The organism is Haladaptatus cibarius D43 (assembly GCF_000710615.1).
GTDB lineage: Archaea > Halobacteriota > Halobacteria > Halobacteriales > Haladaptataceae > Haladaptatus > Haladaptatus cibarius.
Map to the genome: position 1 here is coordinate 1,439,775 of NZ_JDTH01000002.1, position 19,519 is coordinate 1,459,293.

The window sequence follows — 19,519 nt, forward strand, 5'->3', positions numbered from 1 at the left end:
GATACAAGCACCGACACACCGAGAAGCACAGCGACAGGTCGAATCGGCAATCGAGCGAGGCGACCTCCTCACCCTGTTCGGGCGCTGTACCGTCGAGTACGACGGCCGCGCGGAGAGCTATCTCGGTCCCGGCGACCGACTCGTCGTCCTCAAACCCGACGGCACCGCGCTCGTTCACACCGAGGAAGGACAAAAGCCGGTCAACTGGCAACCGCCGGGCGGGACGTTCGAGTCCGAACTGACCGACGAGCAACTGCTGGTGAGAAGCAGACGACCGAATCCGGACGAATCGCTCGAAGTACACTTCGAATCCGTCACCCAACTCTCGGCGTTCGACGTGACCGACGCGAAAGAAATTTCGCTCGCCGGGAGCGAAGAAGACCTCAGACAGCGTATCTTGACCGACCCCGACCTCGTGGAAGCGGGTTTCACGCCGCTGGCAACCGAGCGCCAAACCGCCGCCGGAGCCATCGACATCTACGGCAAAGACGCGAACGGAACGACGTTAGTTGTCGAACTCAAGCGGCGGCGCGTCGGCCCGGACGCGGTCGGGCAGCTTCGCAGATACATCGACGCGCTCCGGCGTGACCTCCACGCCGGAGCAGAAGTTAGAGGAGTACTGATTGCCCCCTCGGTCACGGAGCGCGCTCGAAATATGCTGGCAGAAAGCGGATTGGAGTTCGTTTCGCTGGAACCCTAATCCAACTGCCCTTTCAGCCTGTCCAGCAATTGCAGTGCTTCCAGTGGCGTTGTATCCGCAACGTTCGTTCGCTTGAGTTCCGAGAGAACGTCTTCCGAAACGGTATCGACTGGGGAGGGATTTTCGTTCGTCTCCTTTCCGTCCACTTTCTCCGCCCCGTTTTCTCCACAATCTTGGTCGTTCTCAAGCAGTTCCTTCGACCGGCCGATAACTGAATCCGGCACGCCCGCGACCTGTGCGACTTCGATTCCGTAGGACGCCATTGTGGCACCCGGAGAGATGTTATGCTCGAACACGACTTCGCCGTCGTGTTCGGTCGCGCCGAAATGGAGGTTGACGGCGTTCGGCAGTTCGTCGGCAACGGCTGTGAGGTCGTGGTGGTGGGTCGCAAACAGCGTTTTCGCGCCGATTTCGTCGTGGATGTGTTCGGTCACCGACCGCGCGATGGCGAACCCGTCGGTCGTGCTGGTTCCGCGACCAACTTCATCCAACAGGATGAGCGATTTCGAGGTCGCATTTTGGAGGATGTCGGCGACTTCGGTCATCTCGACCATGAACGTCGAGCGTCCGCCCGCGATGTCGTCGCTTGCCCCCACGCGGGTGAAGATTCGGTCTATCAGTTCGAGGCGCGCTTCGTCCGCCGGAACGAAACTGCCGACCTGCGCGAGGAGGGAAATTAGGGCGACTTGGCGCATGTACGTGGATTTGCCGGACATGTTCGGCCCGGTGATGATGGCCGTGGTATCGCTGTCGAGGTTCGTATCGTTCGGGATGAACGAGGTTTCGGTTCGCTCGACGACCGGGTGACGACCGTTTCGAATCTCGATTCCCTCGCCGCCGATTTCGGGGCGGGAGTAGCCGTGTTTCGCGGCGACTTCCGCCAGCGAAACGAGAACGTCCAGTTCAGCCAACGTGTCGGCGAGCGCCTGTACCCGTTCGGATTCCTCGGCAATCGTACTGCGAACCTCGCGGAATAAGTCATACTCCAAGTCGTCGGCTCTGCCTTCCGCCCGGATGATTTCGTCCTCGCGCTGTTTGAGTTCGGGCGTGTAAAATCGCTCCGAATTTTTCAGCGTCTGTCGGCGGTTGTAATCGTCTGGCACCTTGTCGAGGTTGGGGTTCGTCACCTCGATGTAGTAGCCGTGAACTTGATTGAAGCCGACTTTGAGCGACCCGATGCCGGTTCGTTTTCGTTCGGTTTCTTCGAGGTCGTCTATCCACGCTTTGCCCGACCGCTCGGTTTCGCGCAGTTCATCGAGTTCGTCGTCGTAGCCGGATTTGATGACGCCACCCTCCGTGATTTCGATTGGCGGTTCTTCGGTGATTGCGCGACCGATTCGGTCGCGCACGTCGGCCATCTCGTCCAGATTTCCGTGGAGAGTGCGCAGTGTTTCCGATTCGACACCCTCCATTGCGTCTGCTACCTTTGGAACTACATCCAGCGTGGATTTCAGCGAGCGCAGGTCGCGGGCGTTGGCACGCCCGCGAGCGACCCGCGAGATGAGGCGTTCGATGTCGTACACGTCCCGCAGAAGGTCGTGAACTTTCTCGCGCTGTTGGACACGGGTCGTCAACTCCTCGACTGCGTCGAGTCGTTTCTCGATTCGTCCTTGGTCGAGGAGCGGCCGACGAAGCCAATCTTTCAATCGTCTGCTCCCGAGCGCACAGGCAGTTTCGTCTAGAATGCCGACGAGCGTGGCATCGCGCTGACCGTGGACGGCCCGCGACTCGAACAGTTCGAGACTCGAAAGTGCGACTGTATCCACGAGCATGTACGACCGCGGGTCGTACCGGGTGAGGTGGTTCAAATAGTCGAGATGAACATTTTCGGCGTCGTCCTCGCCTTCGGTTTCATCGGTTTTCGCATCCGAATCTGCACTCTCACCTCCGCGGACGTATTCTGCGTAGGCGAGAAGTGCGCCGCAGGCACGGATTTCGGCGTCGGTCGCAAGCAGTCGTTCCGGCGGGCCGAAGTACTCCGTGACGAGTTCGTTCGCCGAATCGATGTCGAAAGCAGATTCCTCGTAGCCAGTAACCATGCAGTCGGCGTCAAACGGCGTTTCTGGTGCCTCAGGGGCGACGATTGCCTCCGCGGGAGAGAATCGACTGATTTCGTCCGTCGCCGCCGATTCGGTTTCGACCGTCGTGGCGTAGAAGTCGCCCGTCGAAACGTCGAGGACGGCCAATCCGTAGTCGCTGTTTCCGGGGTCGCTGTCGCGGGTGAGACACGCGACGAAATTGTTGTCGTCGGTGTGGAGCAGTTCGTCTTCGGTGAGCGTTCCGGGTGTAACGACTCTCGTAACCGCTCGTTCGACCACGCCGGAGGCGTCTGCGGGATCTTGTACTTGGTCGGCAACGGCGACGCGATAGCCCGCGTCGAGAAGCGTCTCGATGTACGACTCGGCGTTGTCGATGGGAATGCCCGCCATCGGGTACGTTCCCGTGTTATCTTCCCGTTGCGTGAGCGTGATTTCGAGTATCCGGGCACTTCGTTCCGCGGCCTCGCAGAACGTCTCGTAGAAATCACCCACCTGAAACAACACCAGCGAGTCCTCGTACTGCCCACACAGGTCGAAATACTGGCGCATCATCGGCGTCAGTTCCTCGCTGTGTTCGGCCATCTGTTCCGGTGGTCCCAGCGCCGCGTCCATGCGAGAAACCCAGTGCCTGCATGCAGATAAGCGTCCGGAATCGAGTGGAATATTGGGTGGAAAAAGGTTTCAGTAGAATTAAGTGGCGTCGGAAACTTGACAGTGAAGGTTACCGATGGACATCAGGACTGGACTCTCGTATGGTGATGTGCTACTGCTCCCGCAACGCTCACCGGTCGATAGTCGAAGCGACGTTTCCCTTTCTACGAATCTCACGCGAAACCTCGAACTCGACATGCCGCTCGTCAGCGCGGCCATGGACACCGTCACCGAGGCAGAGGCCGCAATCGCGCTCTCCGAGATGGGCGGAATCGGCACGCTCCACCGATTCATGAGCATCGAAGAACAGGCAGAACAAGTTCGTTCGGTCAAGGACGCTGGTGAACTCGTCGCTGCCGCGGTCGGCATCAACGAAGCGTTCGAAGAACGCGTCGAGGCCACCCTCGACGCGGGCGTGGACTGCATCATGTTCGACGTCGCCCACGGTCACATGGAACGCTGTTTGGACGCCGTTTCGCGCATCGACGGCGAGTTCCCCGACGCGGAACTCGTTGCGGGCAACGTCGTCACACCCGAGGCAGTCTCCGACCTCTATTCCGCGGGCGCGGACGCCGTGAAAGTCGGTGTCGGCCCGGGTTCGCACTGCACGACCCGAGAGGTCACTGGCGCAGGTTCCCCGCAGTTGACCGCAGTGGACGACTGTGCAGACGAGGCCCACGACCTCGGTATCACCATCATCGCGGACGGCGGCATCCGCACCTCCGGCGACGCGGTCAAGGCGTTGATGGCCGGTGCCGACACCGTGATGATGGGCAGTTTCTTCGCCGGAACCGACGAAGCGCCCGGCGAGACGGTCACCATCGATGGGCAGAAATTCAAACGCTCCCGCGGAATGGCGTCCACCGCGGCGAACGAAAACCGCACCGACAAGGAACTCACGCCCGACGCGGACGAAGGGATTGCAGGTCTGACCGAGTACAAAGGTTCGCTCGCGGACGAAGTCCAACCGTTCCTCGCCGGAATCCGCTCCGGGCTGAGTTACTGCGGGGGTCACGACATTGCCGCGGCCCGCGAGAACGCCGAGTTCATTCAGGTCGCCCCGAGCGCTCGTGAGCGCGAGGGCGCTCACTCGGTGTTCGCGGGCGTGGAACCGGAAGTCGAAGAGGAACTGGCTCCGTTGCAGTAGTGTCCGAATCAGACCTCGTTTTCGATACGAACTACACTCCCTCAACCAATCGCTCCAACTGCTCCGGCGGAACCGCACCGCGCGCGGCGTATCCCTCGTAGGTGAACGTCGGGACGCCCGTGACTCCTTGCTGTTGTGCCTCCGCGAATTTCGCGTGAACTCGCTCTCGCAGTTCGTCGTCCTCGATTGCCGCTCGAATTTCGTCGCTGTCGAGTCCCTCCTCTTCCGCGATTTTCGCCAGCACGTCAGGGTCGCCGATGTCGTCTCCTTCTTGCCAGAGTGCGTCCAAAATAGCCTCGTCGAAGGCCCGCCACTGTTCGGGATACTCCTCTTTGACGGAGAACGAAGCGACCTGTGCGTTCAACGAGTCGATGTCGGTGGCGATTTCCTGTTCCATCTCCACGCCGTACTTTTCCTGCAAGCGCCGGACGTTCTCCCTCGCTTGTTCGTAGTAAGCGTCGTCTTTTCCGTCGTCCGCACCATGGTCGATACTGCCGTCGGGATTTCGCTTCCCGCTTCTGAGGTCGAACGGATGCCAATCGAGGGCGACCTCGTCGCCTCTATTTTCCTCGTAGCGTTCGAGCGATTTGCGCCCGAGGTAACAGAACGGACAGACGTAGTCGGAGTACACTGTGAGTTGGTCGTCGGTTTGCGATTCGGTCATGCCGAACCGTTGTGGAGTCTGCGTGTAAAGAGGGAGGAATCGGGAGGGAATTGCCGCATGTGTGGCGAGGCCGTGGAAGAGGAACCGTCCAAAACCGAACGCCTGACGTAGCTCCGCTCCTAAATAGAGCCGAATGGTTTCCGCGTTCCACCCGCTTCACTCGCTCGCCGGAAGCAGCGAGCTGATGCTTCCGACCGTTCTCGCGCTCTCGGCGGTGGGTTCGGTGTTCGTTCTCGCGCTGGCGCTGGTCGCGTTTCGCCAGCGACGGACGCTCCCCTATCTGCTGGTGACGCTGGCGTTCGGCGCGCTCGCGGGACAGACGCTTATGGGTGGCCTCACGACCGTCAACTTCGTGGCGGACAACACGCATCACCTCGTGGAACACATCCTCGACGTGGTGATTATTGCCCTGCTCGTCGGTGCGGTGTACTACGCGCGGTCGGTGGAAACGAAACAATCGAACCAACGGTGACAGAAATACGCAATGACTGAAACACGAACACAGATAGCGCGATACGTCGAATCACGTCCCGGCGTCCACTTCAACGGCCTCGTCCGGGGGTCGGGACTCGCACCCGGACAGGTGCAGTACCATCTCCGTGAGTTGCTCGGCAAAGAGCAACTCACCAGCGAGCAGTTGTACGGCAAGACGCACTACTATCCGCCGGAGTACGACGAGTGGGAGCGCTCCGCGCTCGCCTTGCTCCGCCGGGAGACGGCCCGTGACGTGCTCGTGAGTCTGCTCGAACAGGAAACGGCCCAACCCGCAAGCCTTGCGGACGACCTCGGCATCGCCCGGAGCACCCTCGAATGGCACGTCAACCATCTCGTCGAACAAAATTTGGTCGAAAAGCAGCGTGACGCGAGAAATCGGGTAACGCTCGTTCCGGCGCGACCGGAGGAAACTGGAAAACTGCTTGCGACAGTCACGCCCTCGTTCCCGGAGCGAATGGTGGATAGATTTACGCGGCTTGTAGATGATTTATTGCCTGAATAATCAATCGCGTAAAGATGGACATTTAAGAATGCGTTAACCAGTACGAATAGAACTCCAGAACAGTGTTTGGGCGCATATTTGATTGAGATATCATATCGCGTTCATGAAAAACAGAATCCCAAGTACGAACCATATCGCACCTAATATCCTATTTGTTCTTGAACTATAGATGAACTCATATGCAGTGACGCACTGCATCGCACCTCCTATCACGAGAATAAGTGCAAGAATAACCAACCCTACGTCTGCCATGATATCTGAAAGGATGTCATATTTTCACAAAAGAATTAGGGCCGCAATCACCGTAACCAAGCCCGTAACACTCGAACTGTAACTGAACGGTTGCTTTACTTTCATAAAATCCGTCATTTCTGATTACTCGTTCAGCATCCCGAAATACGCCAGATTCCCGGTCAACAGTGCGACACTGAAGACGAAAAACAGCGCGCCGATTGGCGAGGCGAGGTCAACGAACAGCCAGTAGAGGGGTGCGGCCGCAGACGGGCCGACTGAAACCACGGCGAGTTCCGAGATGAGTGGCCCACAGCAACAGCAGGCAGCGGGGGCCGCGATTGCCGCCGTATCGGAGGAGATTTCGTGTGAACCCGTTTTCGTCGCGCCTTGCCACTGGAACGCGATGACCGCGGCGTTCAGGCCGACGAGGACGGCGACCGTCCCGATTTGAATCAGCATTCCGAGCGAGAGCACGCCGGAGAGCGGCACTGATGGGAAGTTGAACTCCACGGCCGTCCAGTACACCAGCGGGTTTGCGACCGGAACCGTCGTGACGAACGCCCCATCAGGAATCCCGATTCCGTGCTCCGGAATGAACGAGAGCATTCCCATCGAGAAGGCAAAGAAGAGTCCTGCGAGGACGCCACTGCCGACGCCGAACCAGCGAGCAGGTCGGTTGCGGAGTGCCCACGAGAGGGACTCACGCGCGTCGCGCCAGAGAATGTAGCCGAGAGGGACCGGAAGTGCGACGACGAGGACGTAGCCGAGCGGGTGCGTTCGCGTGCCGAACGCACTCATCACGGCAGGGTAGGCAACCCACGCGCCGAGCAGGAGTCCGAGTCCGGCATATCTCGGTCGGTCGGGCAATTTGATTCGTCCGGCGAGAACGCTTCCGACCGCGATAATTGTCCCGGCGGCGAGCGTCAGCGGATGATACCATTCCTGCGCGAGCGGGGCTTGCGCTGCACGAACTGTTTCGATGACTGAGAACTGTACCAGTCCGACCGCACCGACGACGGTGACGAACAGTCCGGCGAAAACGCCCCAGAGCGCGAGCGTTCGCCGGTGGCTCCACGCAGTGCGTCCGAAAAAAACGCTCGTGGCGACGATGCCGACGCCCGCTAACAGGACGACCAGCGCGAGCCACTGCGGATACGCTGGTGTGTGGTCGCTTCCGTGAGCGGAAACGACTGGAAGCGTCCCGATGGTTGCCAACGCAACGAGTGCTCGAACGCCCCACGCCTCCACCTTCGAGTCCATACACAAAGCCAACGGTTGCGTCGTCATGTATTCACTGGATTCGTCTTCGAAGAAATCGACAGGCGACTATGTCAATCGGCGTTGGACACGTACTCGTAGAACTCGTCGGCGATTCGCGGGAACACGCCGATGGCAATCGCGGCGAACAGGAACGTGAACAACACGGAGACGACCGGAAGCGAGAGCGTCACGGCTATCCCCCCGCCGCCGTATGCGGCGACCGCCAGTACGAGGTTGTAGTAACCGAGACGCAACAGTATCAGCGACGGCGAGAGCGACACCCAGCCCGGAACGTCCGTTCCGAGTGGCGTCACCCAACCGCCGCGAATCGCTGCGGCACCGACGACCATCGTTACCCACGCTATCATCGCGGAGTTTTTCACGCCGAAGTGGGTGACGTTCGCGGTTATCGCCACGAAGGCGAGAAGCGGCATGGTGACGAGGGAGACGTCCGCGAAGGTGTAGACGGCGTCGTCGATGAATCGACCGACGCCGTCCTTCTCGACAGTCGTCGTCTGGCCGTGTCCGTACCACGTGCCGCGCCGACTGCTCCGGGCCTTCTTCGTGTCCCTCGCGGGGTGTCGGGACATTGCGAGAAGCTACTGGCCACAGCCAAATAGTCATTTTGGACGGAGATCGGCCGAAAAGTGGCTCAGTCGGCCTGCACCGCACAGGATTCGTCGGTGTACTCCACCTCTCCAATCGACTCGATACCTTCCTCTCCGCACACTGGGCAGTCGGGATTTTTGCGGTATTCGACCTCCTCGAAGGACATGTCCATGGCGTCGTAAAATACCATTCGACCCTCCAGCAGTTCGCCGACGCCGATGAGTTGTTTCACCGTTTCGGTGCCCTGAATACAGCCGACGGTGCCGGGGAGCACGCCGAGGACGCCCGTCGTGGCACAGTCCGCGACCATCCCGTCCGGCGGCGCTTCGGGGAACAGACAGCGATAGCAGGGGCCATCGTTTGTGAACGTCGTCACCTGACCTTCGAATTTGTAAATCGCGCCGTGGGAGAACGGAATTTCCGCGAGCGTACACACGTCGTTGACGAGGTAGCGCGTCCGGAAGTTGTCGGTCGCGTCCACGACGAAATCGTAGCCAGCGACGAGTTCTTCCGCGTTGTCGGGTTCGACGCGAACCTCGTGCGTTTCGACGCTTACGTCGGGATTCAGATTCGTCACGAAATCCGTCGCGCTCTCGGCTTTCGGGCGTCCCACGTCGTCGTCGCCGTGGACGACCTGTCGCTGGAGGTTACTTCGCTCCACCACATCGTCGTCCGCGATGCCGAGCGTTCCGACGCCCGCGGCGGCGAGATATTCGATGACGGGCGCACCGAGGCCGCCTGCACCGATGACGAGAACTGCGGCGTCGAGGAGGGCCTGCTGGCCCTCCGGCCCCACTTCGTCCATGATGATGTGCCGGGAGTAGCGGTCGAGTTGTGTCGCATCGAGCGAAAGGCCGCTCATGCTTCCGGATTGGTCGTATCGGCGTATAAACCCGTGGTTCGGCGACATTCGAACCGACCTGCGTCGGCCGGCGCAGGTCAATGTCGGTCAACGCAGGTCGGCGTCGGTCGGTTTCACGTGTGGTTCTGGCACCGCAAAATCCAATGGGAATAGTTTTTCGCCCTCCACTGCGCGCACTGCGATATGCAAACCACCGTCTCCGGAGAGAAACGGACGAAACGCCGTTCGTTTTTAAAAGGGGTGGTCGCAACGTTCCTGCTCGGCGTTCCGGGAATTGCAGCGGTCGGACTCTCCTCGATAGAAACGCTTCGACAGCTTCCGGAACTCGCTGACCTCCCGGCAGTGACGCTGTTTTTCGTGGCAATCAGTCAACCGCTCGTGCTACTCGCGGTCGCCTGTCTCGTCGGAACGACCCTTGCCCCGCGTGTCGGTTTACAATCACGGCTGTTGGCCCGACTCACCGGTCGGATTCAACCGCCGAGTTTGTTCGCCGAAGAGGCACCAATCGGAATCGGCGTCGGCGTTGCGGCGTCGTTTCTCGTCCTCGCGCTCGATTTCGCGTTCGCACCGTTTCTCCCTGCGGAACTCTCGGCGTACACCGTACTGAATACGAACAGTGGCTCTATCTTCGGCGTTCTCGCAAGCATCCCCGTGCGATTTCTATACGGTGGAATCACCGAGGAGCTACTGCTTCGATACGGATTCATGACATTCGTCGTGTGGGGACTCTGGACGGTTTCCGGGGGCGAGCGCCCGACCGACCGACTGATGTGGTCTGCAATCCTCGCCTCCGCACTCGTTTTTGGTCTGGGCCACCTTCCCGCGATGTCGATAGACGTTCCGTTAACGCCAATCGTGGTCGTTCGAACGGTTCTTCTCAACGGAATTGCCGGGGTCGGTTTCGGCTGGCTCTACTGGCGACAGAGCCTCGAAACCGCGATGGTCGGCCATGCCTCGTTCCACGTGGTTCTCGTTATCGTCTCGCTACTCTTCGTCCTATAAGCGGCAAAGGCGGCTTCTGCCGAAGTGTTGTTTTGTCTTCCCGTCGTTCGTTCTATCATGGCAACCAACCGGAAGTACCTCCTGTCACAGCGGCCAGACGGCACGCCAGACCGCGAAACGTTCGAACTGGTCGAAGAAGACGTTCCGGAACCGAGGCCGGGCGAAGCACTCGTCAGAACCCTCTACCTCTCGGTTGACCCGTACATGCGCGGTCGGATGCGCGACGCGGAATCCTACGCCGAACCGTGGGACGTCGGCGACCCGCTTCAAGCCGCCGTGGTCGGCGAAGTCGTGGAATCCAACGGCGCGGGATTCGAAGCGGGCCAACTCGTCGCCGGAAACTTGGAGTGGGCGGATTACGCGACTGCCTCCGGCAGTTCGCTCCAACCTGTCAACCCCGACCACGCCCCGATTTCGACGGCCCTTGGCGTCCTCGGAATGCCCGGACGAACCGCCTACTTCGGCACCCGTGAAGTAGCCGAACCCAAGGCTGGCGACACCTTCGTCGTCTCCGGGGCGGCGGGCGCGGTCGGTTCCGTCGCGGGTCAGATTGCGAAACAATCCGGCGCTCGCGTCGTCGGTTTCGCTGGCTCCGACGAGAAAGTCGAATTTCTCGAAGACGAGTGTGGCTTCGACGTTGGCATCAACTACAAAGCCACGGACGACTACGGTGCGGCGCTCGACAGCGCCGCGCCCGACGGGGTAGACGCCTACTTCGACAACGTCGGCGGCGAGATTACCGACGCCGTCTTCTCGAAACTGAACGTGGACGCGCGAGTCGCCGTGTGCGGCCAAATCGCGCTCTACAACGACGAATCGGTGCCGATGGGGCCGCGAAAACTCGGCAAACTCATCCAGAGTCGTGCGCAAGTAGAAGGCTTCCTCGTCAGCGACTTCTCCCCGAGATTCGAACAGGCAACCCGGCAGTTGGCGAAGTGGGTTTCGACGGGCGAACTCGCGTATCGAGAGACGGTAACCGAGGGCTTGGAAAACGCTCCCGACGCCTTCTTGGGACTGTTCGAGGGTGAGAACATCGGCAAGCAGTTGGTGAAAGTGGGCGAACCAAGCGAGTAATCGAGCGTGGTAGCGGCACGAAGAAATTTCTGCGTGGCGAGCGTACCTCCGTCGTCTTTATGAAAGTACAGGTGGGGGAAGAAACGGTAAACGAAATGCTGTGGCGAATCGATGCGAAACTGGCCGAGTTCGAACTGGAATGGGGCCTATTCGAGGCAGAAGTCAAACTGGGTGGTGACGTAGAAGTTGAACTGGAATTGAAATCGGAAGACGAGTAACATCGACCGCCGACAAGAGACGCATATTCCTCGAAACCATTCCCGAAATCGGTTTACGAGTTTTCTTCGTCCGACATCTCGTCTACCACGTACTCTCGGATTTCTCCGTCGTCGAGCGCGTCGAGAACTTGCTTAGTTCCAATCGTTTCAACGAGATGGCGGACGCCACGCTGGGATCTGTTCTCGACCTCCGCGTCGGAGACGCGCGTTTCGAACGCTCGGTCGATGTACCGTTCGCGTAGTTCGACGAATCGCTCGTCGTCGATGTCGTGGTCGTCCTCGACCTCATTTTCGAACCATTCGCGCCACCGGTCGCGTTCAGCCCACTCGCCGGAGAACTCGGACTCGCGCCGAAGCCAATCGTAGTGTGGCGCGACGCCATCGGGAAAACCAATTTCGCGTCGATAGTCTTCGAGAAGACACCGCGCAACGTGTGCGCCGTGACCGGCGGCGACGATGGCCTGCACGCTTCGCTGGCCAGCGGGTGCGGCGACGTACAGACCCTCAATTGGTGTTCGACCGTCACCATCCGCGTACTCCGGGTCGAAGTGGTCGTGTTTCTCGCCGTCGTGTTCATGTTGCTCGAACATCTCGTCACCACCGAGCGGACGGAGATATTCGCCGTCGTACCACGCGGCCGCGAGGACGTTCTTCGCGGTGACGCTTCGGCCATCCTGCGTCTCAACGACGAACACCGACTCGTCGTTCGCGGACTCATCAGCAATCGAATCGGTTTCGGCTCTGGTGACGGACTCGACCATATCCGGAATACGCTCACAGCCCAACTCTTCGACGTGGGCGTGCATCAGTGCGTAGAACGTGTCTATATTGATACCGGCGGGAAACCCGAGGTAATTTTCCAAATATGCGCATCGACGGAGCGCCGCATTTCCACGGTCGAAGATGACGGTGTCGAGGCCGTACCGGGCGGTGAACACGCCAGCTGAACAACCGCCGGGGCCACCGCCAACGATGACGACATCGTAGTCGGGCGTGTCATCCGTCATGGTCAGAAATTCCCGTTGACGATGTCGCTCACTTTCTGCCTGTCGAACAACTGTTCGTCGCCGAACTCGTCGGGATACAGTCCTCGCGCGGTTCGTTCGAGCTGGAACAGATGAATAATCGGGCCTTGATACGTCAATCCACCGTAGATGACGCGGTCGTTCTGCACCGCCTGAAGATTGCCTGCAACGTTGTGGCTCTTTAGATACGACGTGATTTCTCGGTCGATGTACTCCTGTGTAATCTCGCCCTGCAACCGAATTGCGATGACTTCCGGGTCGATTTCCAACAGTGCTTCGTAGTCGATGGTTCCACCGCCCGCTTGCGCATCTGAAATACCGTGTTGGGCAAGTGCATCCTCCACGTTCAAATCCGACCAGTGTTTAGACTGAGTTCCGGAACCGATGAGGTACGGATAGAACGATTCCGGTGGAATGTCGGCAGGATACAACACCGCAACGGTTGGCGTTTCGTCGGGGAGGCGGGATTGAACGTCCGACAGAATCTCGTCGTGATACCCTTTGAACGCCTCGTATCGCGGACGTTCCTGAAACATCTCGGCGATTTTCTCGAACGCTTCGTACATCGAATAGTCGGCGTACTCGTGCCAGTCGTACACTCTCGTGAAAATCGTGTTGCCGAAAAACGGGCCGACGTTGTTTCCAATTTCATCGACGTCGCTCTGGCTCCACTGGAGGCGGTTTATCATGAAGTTGGGGTCGATGACGTGAACGTCCGCGTCGAGTTCGTAGAACAGTTCCTTACCAGTGCCGTCCTGCCACAGTTCCGTGAGGTCGTCTTTGTTGACGGCAACATCCGGCAGTTCCTCGTACAGATGCGAGCCGAAACGGGCGCGAACGCCGATAGCCGAAAGTCCGTCGCTTTGGCCGAGGGCAACACCCATATCGGCGTAGTCGCCCGTGTACGGAACCCACGTTTTCGGAACCCCCCCGAACTCGACGGTTCCCACCGGTTCCATCGTCACCGAATACGAGTCATCGTCGCTCGTGCCGGAATCAGTGTCTGCACTCGCGGATTGTTCCCCTGTCGTCCCTTCGGACGATGAGCTATCGTCGGTACAACCCGCGAGCAATCCACCACCGATGACCGCACCGCCGTACTTCACGTAATCGCGTCGAGTCGGTGCCCGCAGACCGTCTGTGTCTCCTGCCATGTTTTTAGGCTCGCCTAAAGCGCTAAAATCGTTTCGATTTTTTGGCCAACCTAAATATCGACAGTAGTCGATTTTCGGCGGGAATCGGGATGACCTGCGTCGGGAAGTCAGAGAAATCGGTCGGAGCTATTCGGACTCACCAACCGCGATAGCGCCCTTCATGCCCGACGATTCGTGAGGTTCACAGACGTATTTGAAGACGCCGCTGTTCTCAACCCTGTACTCGAACGTATGCCCCTTGGAACCGGTGAACTCGGATTTGAATGTCCCAACTTGTGCGACAACGTTGTGCAAGCTTCCTCTGCCTGTCCATTCCCAAACCACTGTCGTCTGTGGGGACACCATCACGCTCGCGGGGTCGAACGCCATTCCGCGACTCCCTGCACCGACGCGCACAGTTACCTCATCCTGCCCTCGCCTATCGACGGTGCTGTTGTAGTTGTTGGCCCCTTCGAACCACCCGCCGTAGTCCGGTTCGTCTTCCACGTAGGACTCGTCCGGGTCTTTCCCGCCACCATCGTTCGTACCAGTTCCACCGATACAACCCGCTAAACCGACAGTTGTGACTGTTGCTCCAACCGTTTGAACGACGGTGCGCCGGGAGTGTTTTGTTGAGTTATCGGCCATTGTTCGATTACCGACTGCGATTTTTCATAGCCGTTTCGAGTTGCCACCGAACTGTACCGAAGAATCCAGTGCATGTTTGCTGAAAGCAACCCGCCCCAGAACGACGGTGTGGCGTAGTAATCGGTGTGGGTGTGTCCATCCCTCACCGAAGATGTTGCTAGTGACAGGTCATTTCATATCGCGTGATACAGTTTACAGAGTAGAAAACTCCAACAACAACACACGCGAGGAAACGCACAACACGCTTTCCAAAGGCGCTAAACAGTCGTATTCCGCATTGTCACTGGAAACCAGCCGCTGTCGAGTCGGCTCAAATAGAAATGGATTGAGAAGTACGACCGGCGTTACTTACCGCGGCCTTTGCCTTTCGAGTTGCTCGGACGGGTGTGTTCGGTACCCTTTCCGCGCTGTTGCAGGCCACGGTTGCTCTGGCCTGCGCTCGTGAGTCCACGCTGTGCGCGGCCACGGTGCGAGTCGTCGCAAATCCAGTTCAGGTCGTCGTCGTTCTGGATGGCGGGATGTTCGGGGTCAACGAGAATCACTTCGTGCCATTTCTGGCTTCCGTCTTCACCGACCCAGTAGGAGTTGAGCACACGAAGGTTCGGGTGCTTCTTGCTCACGCGCTCTTCCGCGATGCGCTGGATGTTCTTGCGCCGACCGAGGCGGTTGACACCCTGTCGTTTGGAACGGCGGCCAGCCTTGTGGCGCTGTTTGCGCGCGCCACCTTTGCGGACGCTTGCGCGCACGACGACGATGCCCTGCTTGGCTTTGTAGCCGAGCGAGCGGGCACGGTCGAGTCGGGTCGGGCGCTCGATGCGCTCGATTGCGCCCTGCTTGCGCCAGTCCTGTTTTCGCTGCCACTGGAGTTCGGCGAGTTTGCCGTCGTCCGGGTCTTTCCATGCGTCTCGGATGTGGGAATAGAAACTTTTTGCCATGGTCTATCACCACGGGCGTTGAGTGGTTCAGCGGGCAGGATTCTACGAATCCCGCCTGCCACATTCCGTCCTGCGATTGCAGGTGCCCACTGGTGCCCGTTGACCAGCGAGTTACCCAAGATATCCCGTTCGGGGGTTTAAGGCCTTCGTCTTTCGCACGGTCGTACATCCTGAGACAGCAAATGGCCGCAAACCGTATCCGTACCTTGCTAGTTCAGCCCACACCGGAAAGCCACTGGGAGGCCTTACTTCACCCATGAGCTACGTGCTCCGATACGAATCCAGCGAGGTGGTGCACTGATGGCAATCCTCGAACTCGCAATCGCCTTTTTCGTCCTCGCAATCGTCGCGGGAGTAATGGGCGCGGGCGGAATCGCCGGACTGTCGATGGACATTGCAAAATGGCTGGTTATCGCCTTCCTCGTGCTGGCGATAATCTCGTTCGTTCTCTGACCGCCACTCCGTTTTTTGGAATACAGAACACCGAACAGTTGCGACGCTACCGATCGTCGTCCGAATGGTCGCGCACCGATTCGAACTCACCATCGATAATCGCTTCAGCAACGCCCGAAACGTCCACATCGCCGACGAGTTGGGGGTATTTGCGCTTGAAATATCCAGCCACGTTTCGCACGTCACGTTCCAAAAATTCTTCTGCGTTTTGGTGGTCGGTCGGCACCGCCTGCGGCCAGTCGAACACCGTGACGCCCTCGCTGTTGACGAACACGTTGTACTCGCTCATGTCCGCGTGGACGTACCCGCAGTCGTAGGCCTCGGCCATCTCTCCCAGTACGAGGTCTAACACGGGCACGACCTGCGGGTCTTCGAATTTCGCGCGCGCGAGTTCGACGCCATCGACTTTCTCCATCACGATTGCGTGGCGGTTGTGGTCGATTGGTCGAGGGACGCTCACGTCCGGGTAGAGCGCTTCGAGAATGTCGTGTTCCCGTTCGGCCGCTTTCCGTGCCGTATAGAGCCACGAAACGTGTTCGCGGTCGGACGTGTAATCGCGCTCTTTCATCACCTCGCGGAAGTTCGTGTACCCTTCGCGGTGGTATTTCAGCGCGAGCGGGCGGAACGACTGGACTTCGTACACGTCGCTTTCCTTGCCGACACCGAGTGGCGAACCGACACCCTGAATCGTATCGCGTTGCGAAAACGTTCGGAGCGCCAGCGCGTCGTATCCCTCGAAGGTGAGGGTGTAGCCTTCGTACTGAATCGTTTTGCGCTGAAGCAGCTCGCGGTCGAGGCAGCGGTCGATTCGGTAGTCCACTTCCTCGGCGGTCAACCGCGAGAAGTTCGGGATTTTCTCCTTTTGAACCCACTCGCTAAAGCGCATCCCCTGCTCGACGCCGGAGAGCAAGTAGAAGTCCGCTTGCTCTAACTCGACCATCTCTGGCGCGACGTTCCGAACCATCGACTTCGTGTACTCGGCGGGAGCGTAAGGGGCTTGCGCCATGGAGTACGCTCTTCCGGAACGATTGAAAATCCCGGTGAGGACGGTTCGGCAACCCAGAAGGCCGCTTCGTAGCTTGAGAACGGTATTTTCCGACGGTGGTCAGTATTCACGTGCGGTGTGACTGCTGAGTAATACACTCCATGTTGCAATATGAAATTGGAGGACCTGAAGATGAGACTTTGGATAAGACGAACCGGCATTTCGAGGCTTCTGGCGGTTGATATCGCGGGGTGAACATTGAAATAGGAGTGGGAGCGGTCAGAGAAAGACGGGGAGAACAGCGGAACTACGGGGGTTGACGAGTGCTTTGGCTACCGAACAGAGAACTCGGTCGGCACTGAACGGCCCTATCCAACCCCGGTAGCGCGTTGTACGCTGGCGAGAACTTGCGCCGCACTCAGAACGGGCCGCCCGTCCTCGATGCCGAACAACTGTCGGAGAAGTAGGTCTACGAGTTTCCAGACATTGTAGAGCAGAACAGCGAAAATGAAGTTGAAGAAGCGTAGCTCGTGGGATTTACTCGTCGTCGGGACGATGAAGCTCTTCAGGCTCTTGTAGCCGTTCTCGATAATCCACCGCTTCCGATACCGACGAGTGACTCGTTCCACGGCGTTCTGTAGGTCATCGCGGCCAGCATCGACGGGTAGCTCGCAGTTCGTCTCAAACACGATGTAGCGGTCGTGGTCGTCGTTTTCATCGGTACTGTCGTCATCGAGGATTTCTGTGCCGAGGAAATGGAGTGCCGCGTCTTCGCGTTCGTCGGTTCCTACGTCGATGCCGACAGTTTCTCCAAGTTCATCCCAGAGCGTCTGGCGGTACTCCCGTTCATACGACGACGTTTCGATACCGACGTTACCTTCGTCACGTCCGTTTCGTCGGAGGTAGAGCTTCTTCCGGTCTGACCCCTGCACCGTCTTCTGGACTTCAACCTTCGTCTCACGGCCCGCACGCGATAGACGTTTCTCGGTTGCTTTCTCCGACGTGTGCTTGCGCTTCGGAATGAGATACCGGAGGTTTCGCGCCTCACACGCACTCTTCACGTCGTCACTGTCGAACTCTCTGTCCGCAAGAACGAGGTCAACCGCGACGTGCTGGAGTGCTGAATCAAGGAGGTCAGCGACGACTTCAGCCCGGCTTTCTCCACGTCGAACTGGACGTGCATCGAGGACGACCGGGCACTCCGGATCGGTGATCTGGACGGTCGCCCAGTGGTAGGCGTACTTATCGTTCGGCTCTTTCGTCCCCATGATGATTCCTTCGTGACCGTCACGGTCGCCGTAGAACCGCGTGCTGGTCGTGATGTCGATGGCGAGAGTGACCTTTCTATCGAGGACAGCGTCCCGCTTTGCCGTCGTGACGATGTTCCCGACCGCCGACCGAAGCATCTCGCGGTAATCTTCGACGGACTGCCCGCGTAGCTGGTCACGATGGTTGTGACCGAGTGGCGTTACGTCCCGCGATTCGTGTGTAAATAGTTCTGCTCCCGCGTTCGCGTGTAGGTTCTCGCGTAGCCCGCAGAACGTTTGAAGCGACCAGAACGCACTCTCTGGTATCGTCGCGTTCGAGGCTCTATCGAGTTCCAGCGCCGGGAAGACCTCGTTTCGCGTGGCCTCAGCTACCCGGTCGGCCTCTCCGACTACTGGTGACGGCTGGCCGAGTCGTCCATCGCGGCGACTCTCGTTTCCGTCGGACTCGTCCCGTGCTGGCCCCGGTGCGTCGATATCGTGTTCCCGCGCAACTTCGGCGACCGCGTCGGCGGCGTCGAGGACGCTTTCGCGGAGGTCGCTGGAGAATCGTCGATGCCACGTCCTCCAGAACGTCGATTGGTTCGGCACGGAATCGAAGCCCAACCGACCGAGTAGGAACGGGTCAGTTCGTAGTCGTCGGTGGAGAGAAGCGTCCGAATCCATCCCAAGCGTGTGTTTGAGAACGAATGCACGGAGAATCGCATCGAATGGATACGACGAGTGCCATGTCGGATAGCGGTCACCGAGGTCGTTCGGGATGGGAAGCGCCGCGATGACAGCGCCGATATCGGCATCCGGGTCTGAATCGAACGTGGCTTGAGCTGACGCGCGGACGATATCGGGAAGAAGTGAAATCGGGTCAGTGCCGTCGCTCGCTACCGATGCAAGCGACTCCGAGTGCGGATGGTTTTCGGGTGGCACTGAGCGTCTTCATATTTAATTATTGCCGCTTCAGTATATGAAACTCCGGGAGTAGGAGTTAAATACGAACGAGAATAGACGTGCGCGAGAATGTTGTCGATTGACAGTACACAGATTATCCGAAATTGGGCTTCGGCAACGAAAGGACACATAAAAGCAGCGGAGACGAGATGTCCAAACGGAGCTTCGACTACTTATTTCGCTAACCTACTCTGAAGAACAAAAAGAGCTATCCAACTCGGACTGCATGAGACCGAAGAGCCGCGTTTACTCGGGCGAGTGAGTCGGTTCGACCGTGACGATGCGTTGTCGGTCAGTAGCGATGTCGAAGCCAATCCGGACGAGCATCAGGCCACCAATCAACAGCATAGCGATCAGGGCCAGTTTTGGGTAGATATTTGTCGGTGAGTTCCACACTTCGCCTAGTATTGTCAAGCCGACGAACGAGACTGCGGTTGCAAAATAGCCAAACGCGGCGAACTGCCGGAAGTTCAGCCCAGCGAATTCAAGTCCAAGACCGGCGAGAACGAATGTGATGCCACCGAGGGTGAAGAGTCCGATAAGAATGGCGGCGAGAGGGTTGGAAAGTAAAGCACCCACTCCGAAGATGACGATGAGTAATTGTGAGAGGATGATGTTTGCGATGCCGAAGTAGCTGAATGAACCTTGTTTCATAATGAAAAAGTACGCGATG

General features: G+C 58.8%; 20 protein-coding genes. 8 read left to right on the forward strand and 12 right to left on the reverse strand.

The annotated features are described in order from the left end of the window. Position 1: 1 nt before the first annotated feature. Positions 2-700, forward strand: coding sequence for an endonuclease NucS (gene nucS, locus HL45_RS12735; protein WP_162833887.1), 699 nt, complete (start codon positions 2-4; stop codon positions 698-700). On the opposite strand, the gene mutS is transcribed toward nucS, so the two are convergent. Next, complete coding sequence (gene mutS, locus HL45_RS12740; protein WP_049971457.1) at positions 697-3,351, reverse strand: DNA mismatch repair protein MutS; 2,655 nt, start codon at positions 3,349-3,351, stop codon at positions 697-699. The genes nucS and mutS overlap by 4 nt on opposite strands. 115 nt (positions 3,352-3,466) lie before the next feature. Between mutS and HL45_RS12745 the strand changes: the two genes are divergently transcribed. Next, on the forward strand, positions 3,467-4,537 hold the full coding sequence (locus HL45_RS12745; RefSeq protein WP_049971458.1) for a guanosine monophosphate reductase: 1,071 nt from the start codon (positions 3,467-3,469) through the stop codon (positions 4,535-4,537). Positions 4,538-4,568: 31 nt separating this feature from the next. Here the strand turns inward: HL45_RS12745 and HL45_RS12750 are convergent, their stop codons facing one another. Beyond that, positions 4,569-5,201, reverse strand: a complete 633-nt coding sequence (locus HL45_RS12750; protein WP_049971459.1) for a DsbA family oxidoreductase — start codon at positions 5,199-5,201, stop codon at positions 4,569-4,571. Positions 5,202-5,334: 133 nt separating this feature from the next. On the opposite strand from HL45_RS12750, the gene HL45_RS12755 reads away from it, so the two are divergent. Then, positions 5,335-5,673: a DUF7471 family protein gene (locus HL45_RS12755; RefSeq protein ID WP_049971460.1), complete on the forward strand. Its 339-nt coding sequence runs from the start codon at positions 5,335-5,337 to the stop codon at positions 5,671-5,673. A gap of 12 nt (positions 5,674-5,685) precedes the next feature. Continuing rightward, complete coding sequence (locus tag HL45_RS12760) at positions 5,686-6,198, forward strand: winged helix-turn-helix transcriptional regulator (RefSeq protein ID WP_049971461.1); 513 nt, start codon at positions 5,686-5,688, stop codon at positions 6,196-6,198. Between the two features lie 375 nt (positions 6,199-6,573). On the opposite strand, the gene HL45_RS12765 is transcribed toward HL45_RS12760, so the two are convergent. The 3 genes from HL45_RS12765 to ubaA form a co-directional block, all read right to left on the reverse strand. Continuing rightward, positions 6,574-7,692, reverse strand: coding sequence for a hypothetical protein (locus tag HL45_RS12765; protein WP_144240082.1), 1,119 nt, complete (start codon positions 7,690-7,692; stop codon positions 6,574-6,576). Positions 7,693-7,763: 71 nt separating this feature from the next. Then, the gene (locus HL45_RS12770; protein ID WP_049971463.1) at positions 7,764-8,282 is read right to left on the reverse strand and encodes a hypothetical protein; all 519 of its coding nucleotides are present in this window, start codon (positions 8,280-8,282) and stop codon (positions 7,764-7,766) included. Positions 8,283-8,344: 62 nt separating this feature from the next. Next, a complete protein-coding gene (gene ubaA, locus HL45_RS12775) occupies positions 8,345-9,163 on the reverse strand; it encodes an SAMP-activating enzyme E1 (protein ID WP_049971464.1) in 819 nt (272 codons plus the stop codon). Positions 9,164-9,346: 183 nt separating this feature from the next. Here ubaA and HL45_RS12780 point away from each other — a divergent pair, with 183 nt between their 5' ends. From HL45_RS12780 to HL45_RS20870, 3 genes are read left to right on the forward strand one after another with little or no spacing between them, the layout of a single operon-like run. Further along, positions 9,347-10,165, forward strand: a complete 819-nt coding sequence (locus tag HL45_RS12780; protein ID WP_049971465.1) for a CPBP family intramembrane glutamic endopeptidase — start codon at positions 9,347-9,349, stop codon at positions 10,163-10,165. 54 nt (positions 10,166-10,219) lie between these two features. Further along, positions 10,220-11,239 (forward strand): NADP-dependent oxidoreductase, encoded by a 1,020-nt coding sequence (locus HL45_RS12785; protein ID WP_211250877.1) that lies wholly within the window; start codon positions 10,220-10,222, stop codon positions 11,237-11,239. 59 nt (positions 11,240-11,298) lie between these two features. Beyond that, the gene (locus HL45_RS20870) at positions 11,299-11,457 is read left to right on the forward strand and encodes a hypothetical protein (RefSeq protein ID WP_158413699.1); all 159 of its coding nucleotides are present in this window, start codon (positions 11,299-11,301) and stop codon (positions 11,455-11,457) included. A 53-nt stretch (positions 11,458-11,510) separates the two neighbouring features. On the opposite strand, the gene HL45_RS12790 is transcribed toward HL45_RS20870, so the two are convergent. From HL45_RS12790 to HL45_RS12805, 4 genes are all read right to left on the reverse strand, one after another. Continuing rightward, positions 11,511-12,464 carry an FAD-dependent oxidoreductase gene (locus HL45_RS12790; RefSeq protein ID WP_049971467.1) on the reverse strand — a complete coding sequence of 318 codons (954 nt, stop codon included), beginning with the start codon at positions 12,462-12,464 and terminating at the stop codon, positions 11,511-11,513. A 2-nt stretch (positions 12,465-12,466) separates the two neighbouring features. Then, complete coding sequence (locus tag HL45_RS12795; protein WP_049971468.1) at positions 12,467-13,636, reverse strand: ABC transporter substrate-binding protein; 1,170 nt, start codon at positions 13,634-13,636, stop codon at positions 12,467-12,469. Between the two features lie 126 nt (positions 13,637-13,762). After that, complete coding sequence (locus tag HL45_RS12800) at positions 13,763-14,263, reverse strand: halocyanin domain-containing protein (RefSeq protein ID WP_049971469.1); 501 nt, start codon at positions 14,261-14,263, stop codon at positions 13,763-13,765. A gap of 344 nt (positions 14,264-14,607) precedes the next feature. Beyond that, entirely contained in the window at positions 14,608-15,198 is a 591-nt protein-coding gene (locus tag HL45_RS12805) for a 50S ribosomal protein L15e (RefSeq protein ID WP_049971470.1), read from the reverse strand. Between the two features lie 306 nt (positions 15,199-15,504). On the opposite strand from HL45_RS12805, the gene HL45_RS19990 reads away from it, so the two are divergent. Further along, positions 15,505-15,651, forward strand: coding sequence for a DUF1328 domain-containing protein (locus HL45_RS19990; protein ID WP_162833888.1), 147 nt, complete (start codon positions 15,505-15,507; stop codon positions 15,649-15,651). A 46-nt stretch (positions 15,652-15,697) separates the two neighbouring features. On the opposite strand, the gene HL45_RS12810 is transcribed toward HL45_RS19990, so the two are convergent. From HL45_RS12810 to HL45_RS12820, 3 genes are all read right to left on the reverse strand, one after another. Continuing rightward, positions 15,698-16,615 (reverse strand): serine/threonine-protein kinase RIO2, encoded by a 918-nt coding sequence (locus tag HL45_RS12810; RefSeq protein ID WP_049972033.1) that lies wholly within the window; start codon positions 16,613-16,615, stop codon positions 15,698-15,700. 389 nt (positions 16,616-17,004) lie between these two features. Beyond that, positions 17,005-18,825 (reverse strand): transposase, encoded by a 1,821-nt coding sequence (locus tag HL45_RS12815; RefSeq protein WP_049971471.1) that lies wholly within the window; start codon positions 18,823-18,825, stop codon positions 17,005-17,007. 267 nt (positions 18,826-19,092) lie between these two features. Further along, positions 19,093-19,500, reverse strand: coding sequence for a hypothetical protein (locus tag HL45_RS12820; protein WP_049971472.1), 408 nt, complete (start codon positions 19,498-19,500; stop codon positions 19,093-19,095). Between the last annotated feature and the right edge of the window lie 19 nt (positions 19,501-19,519).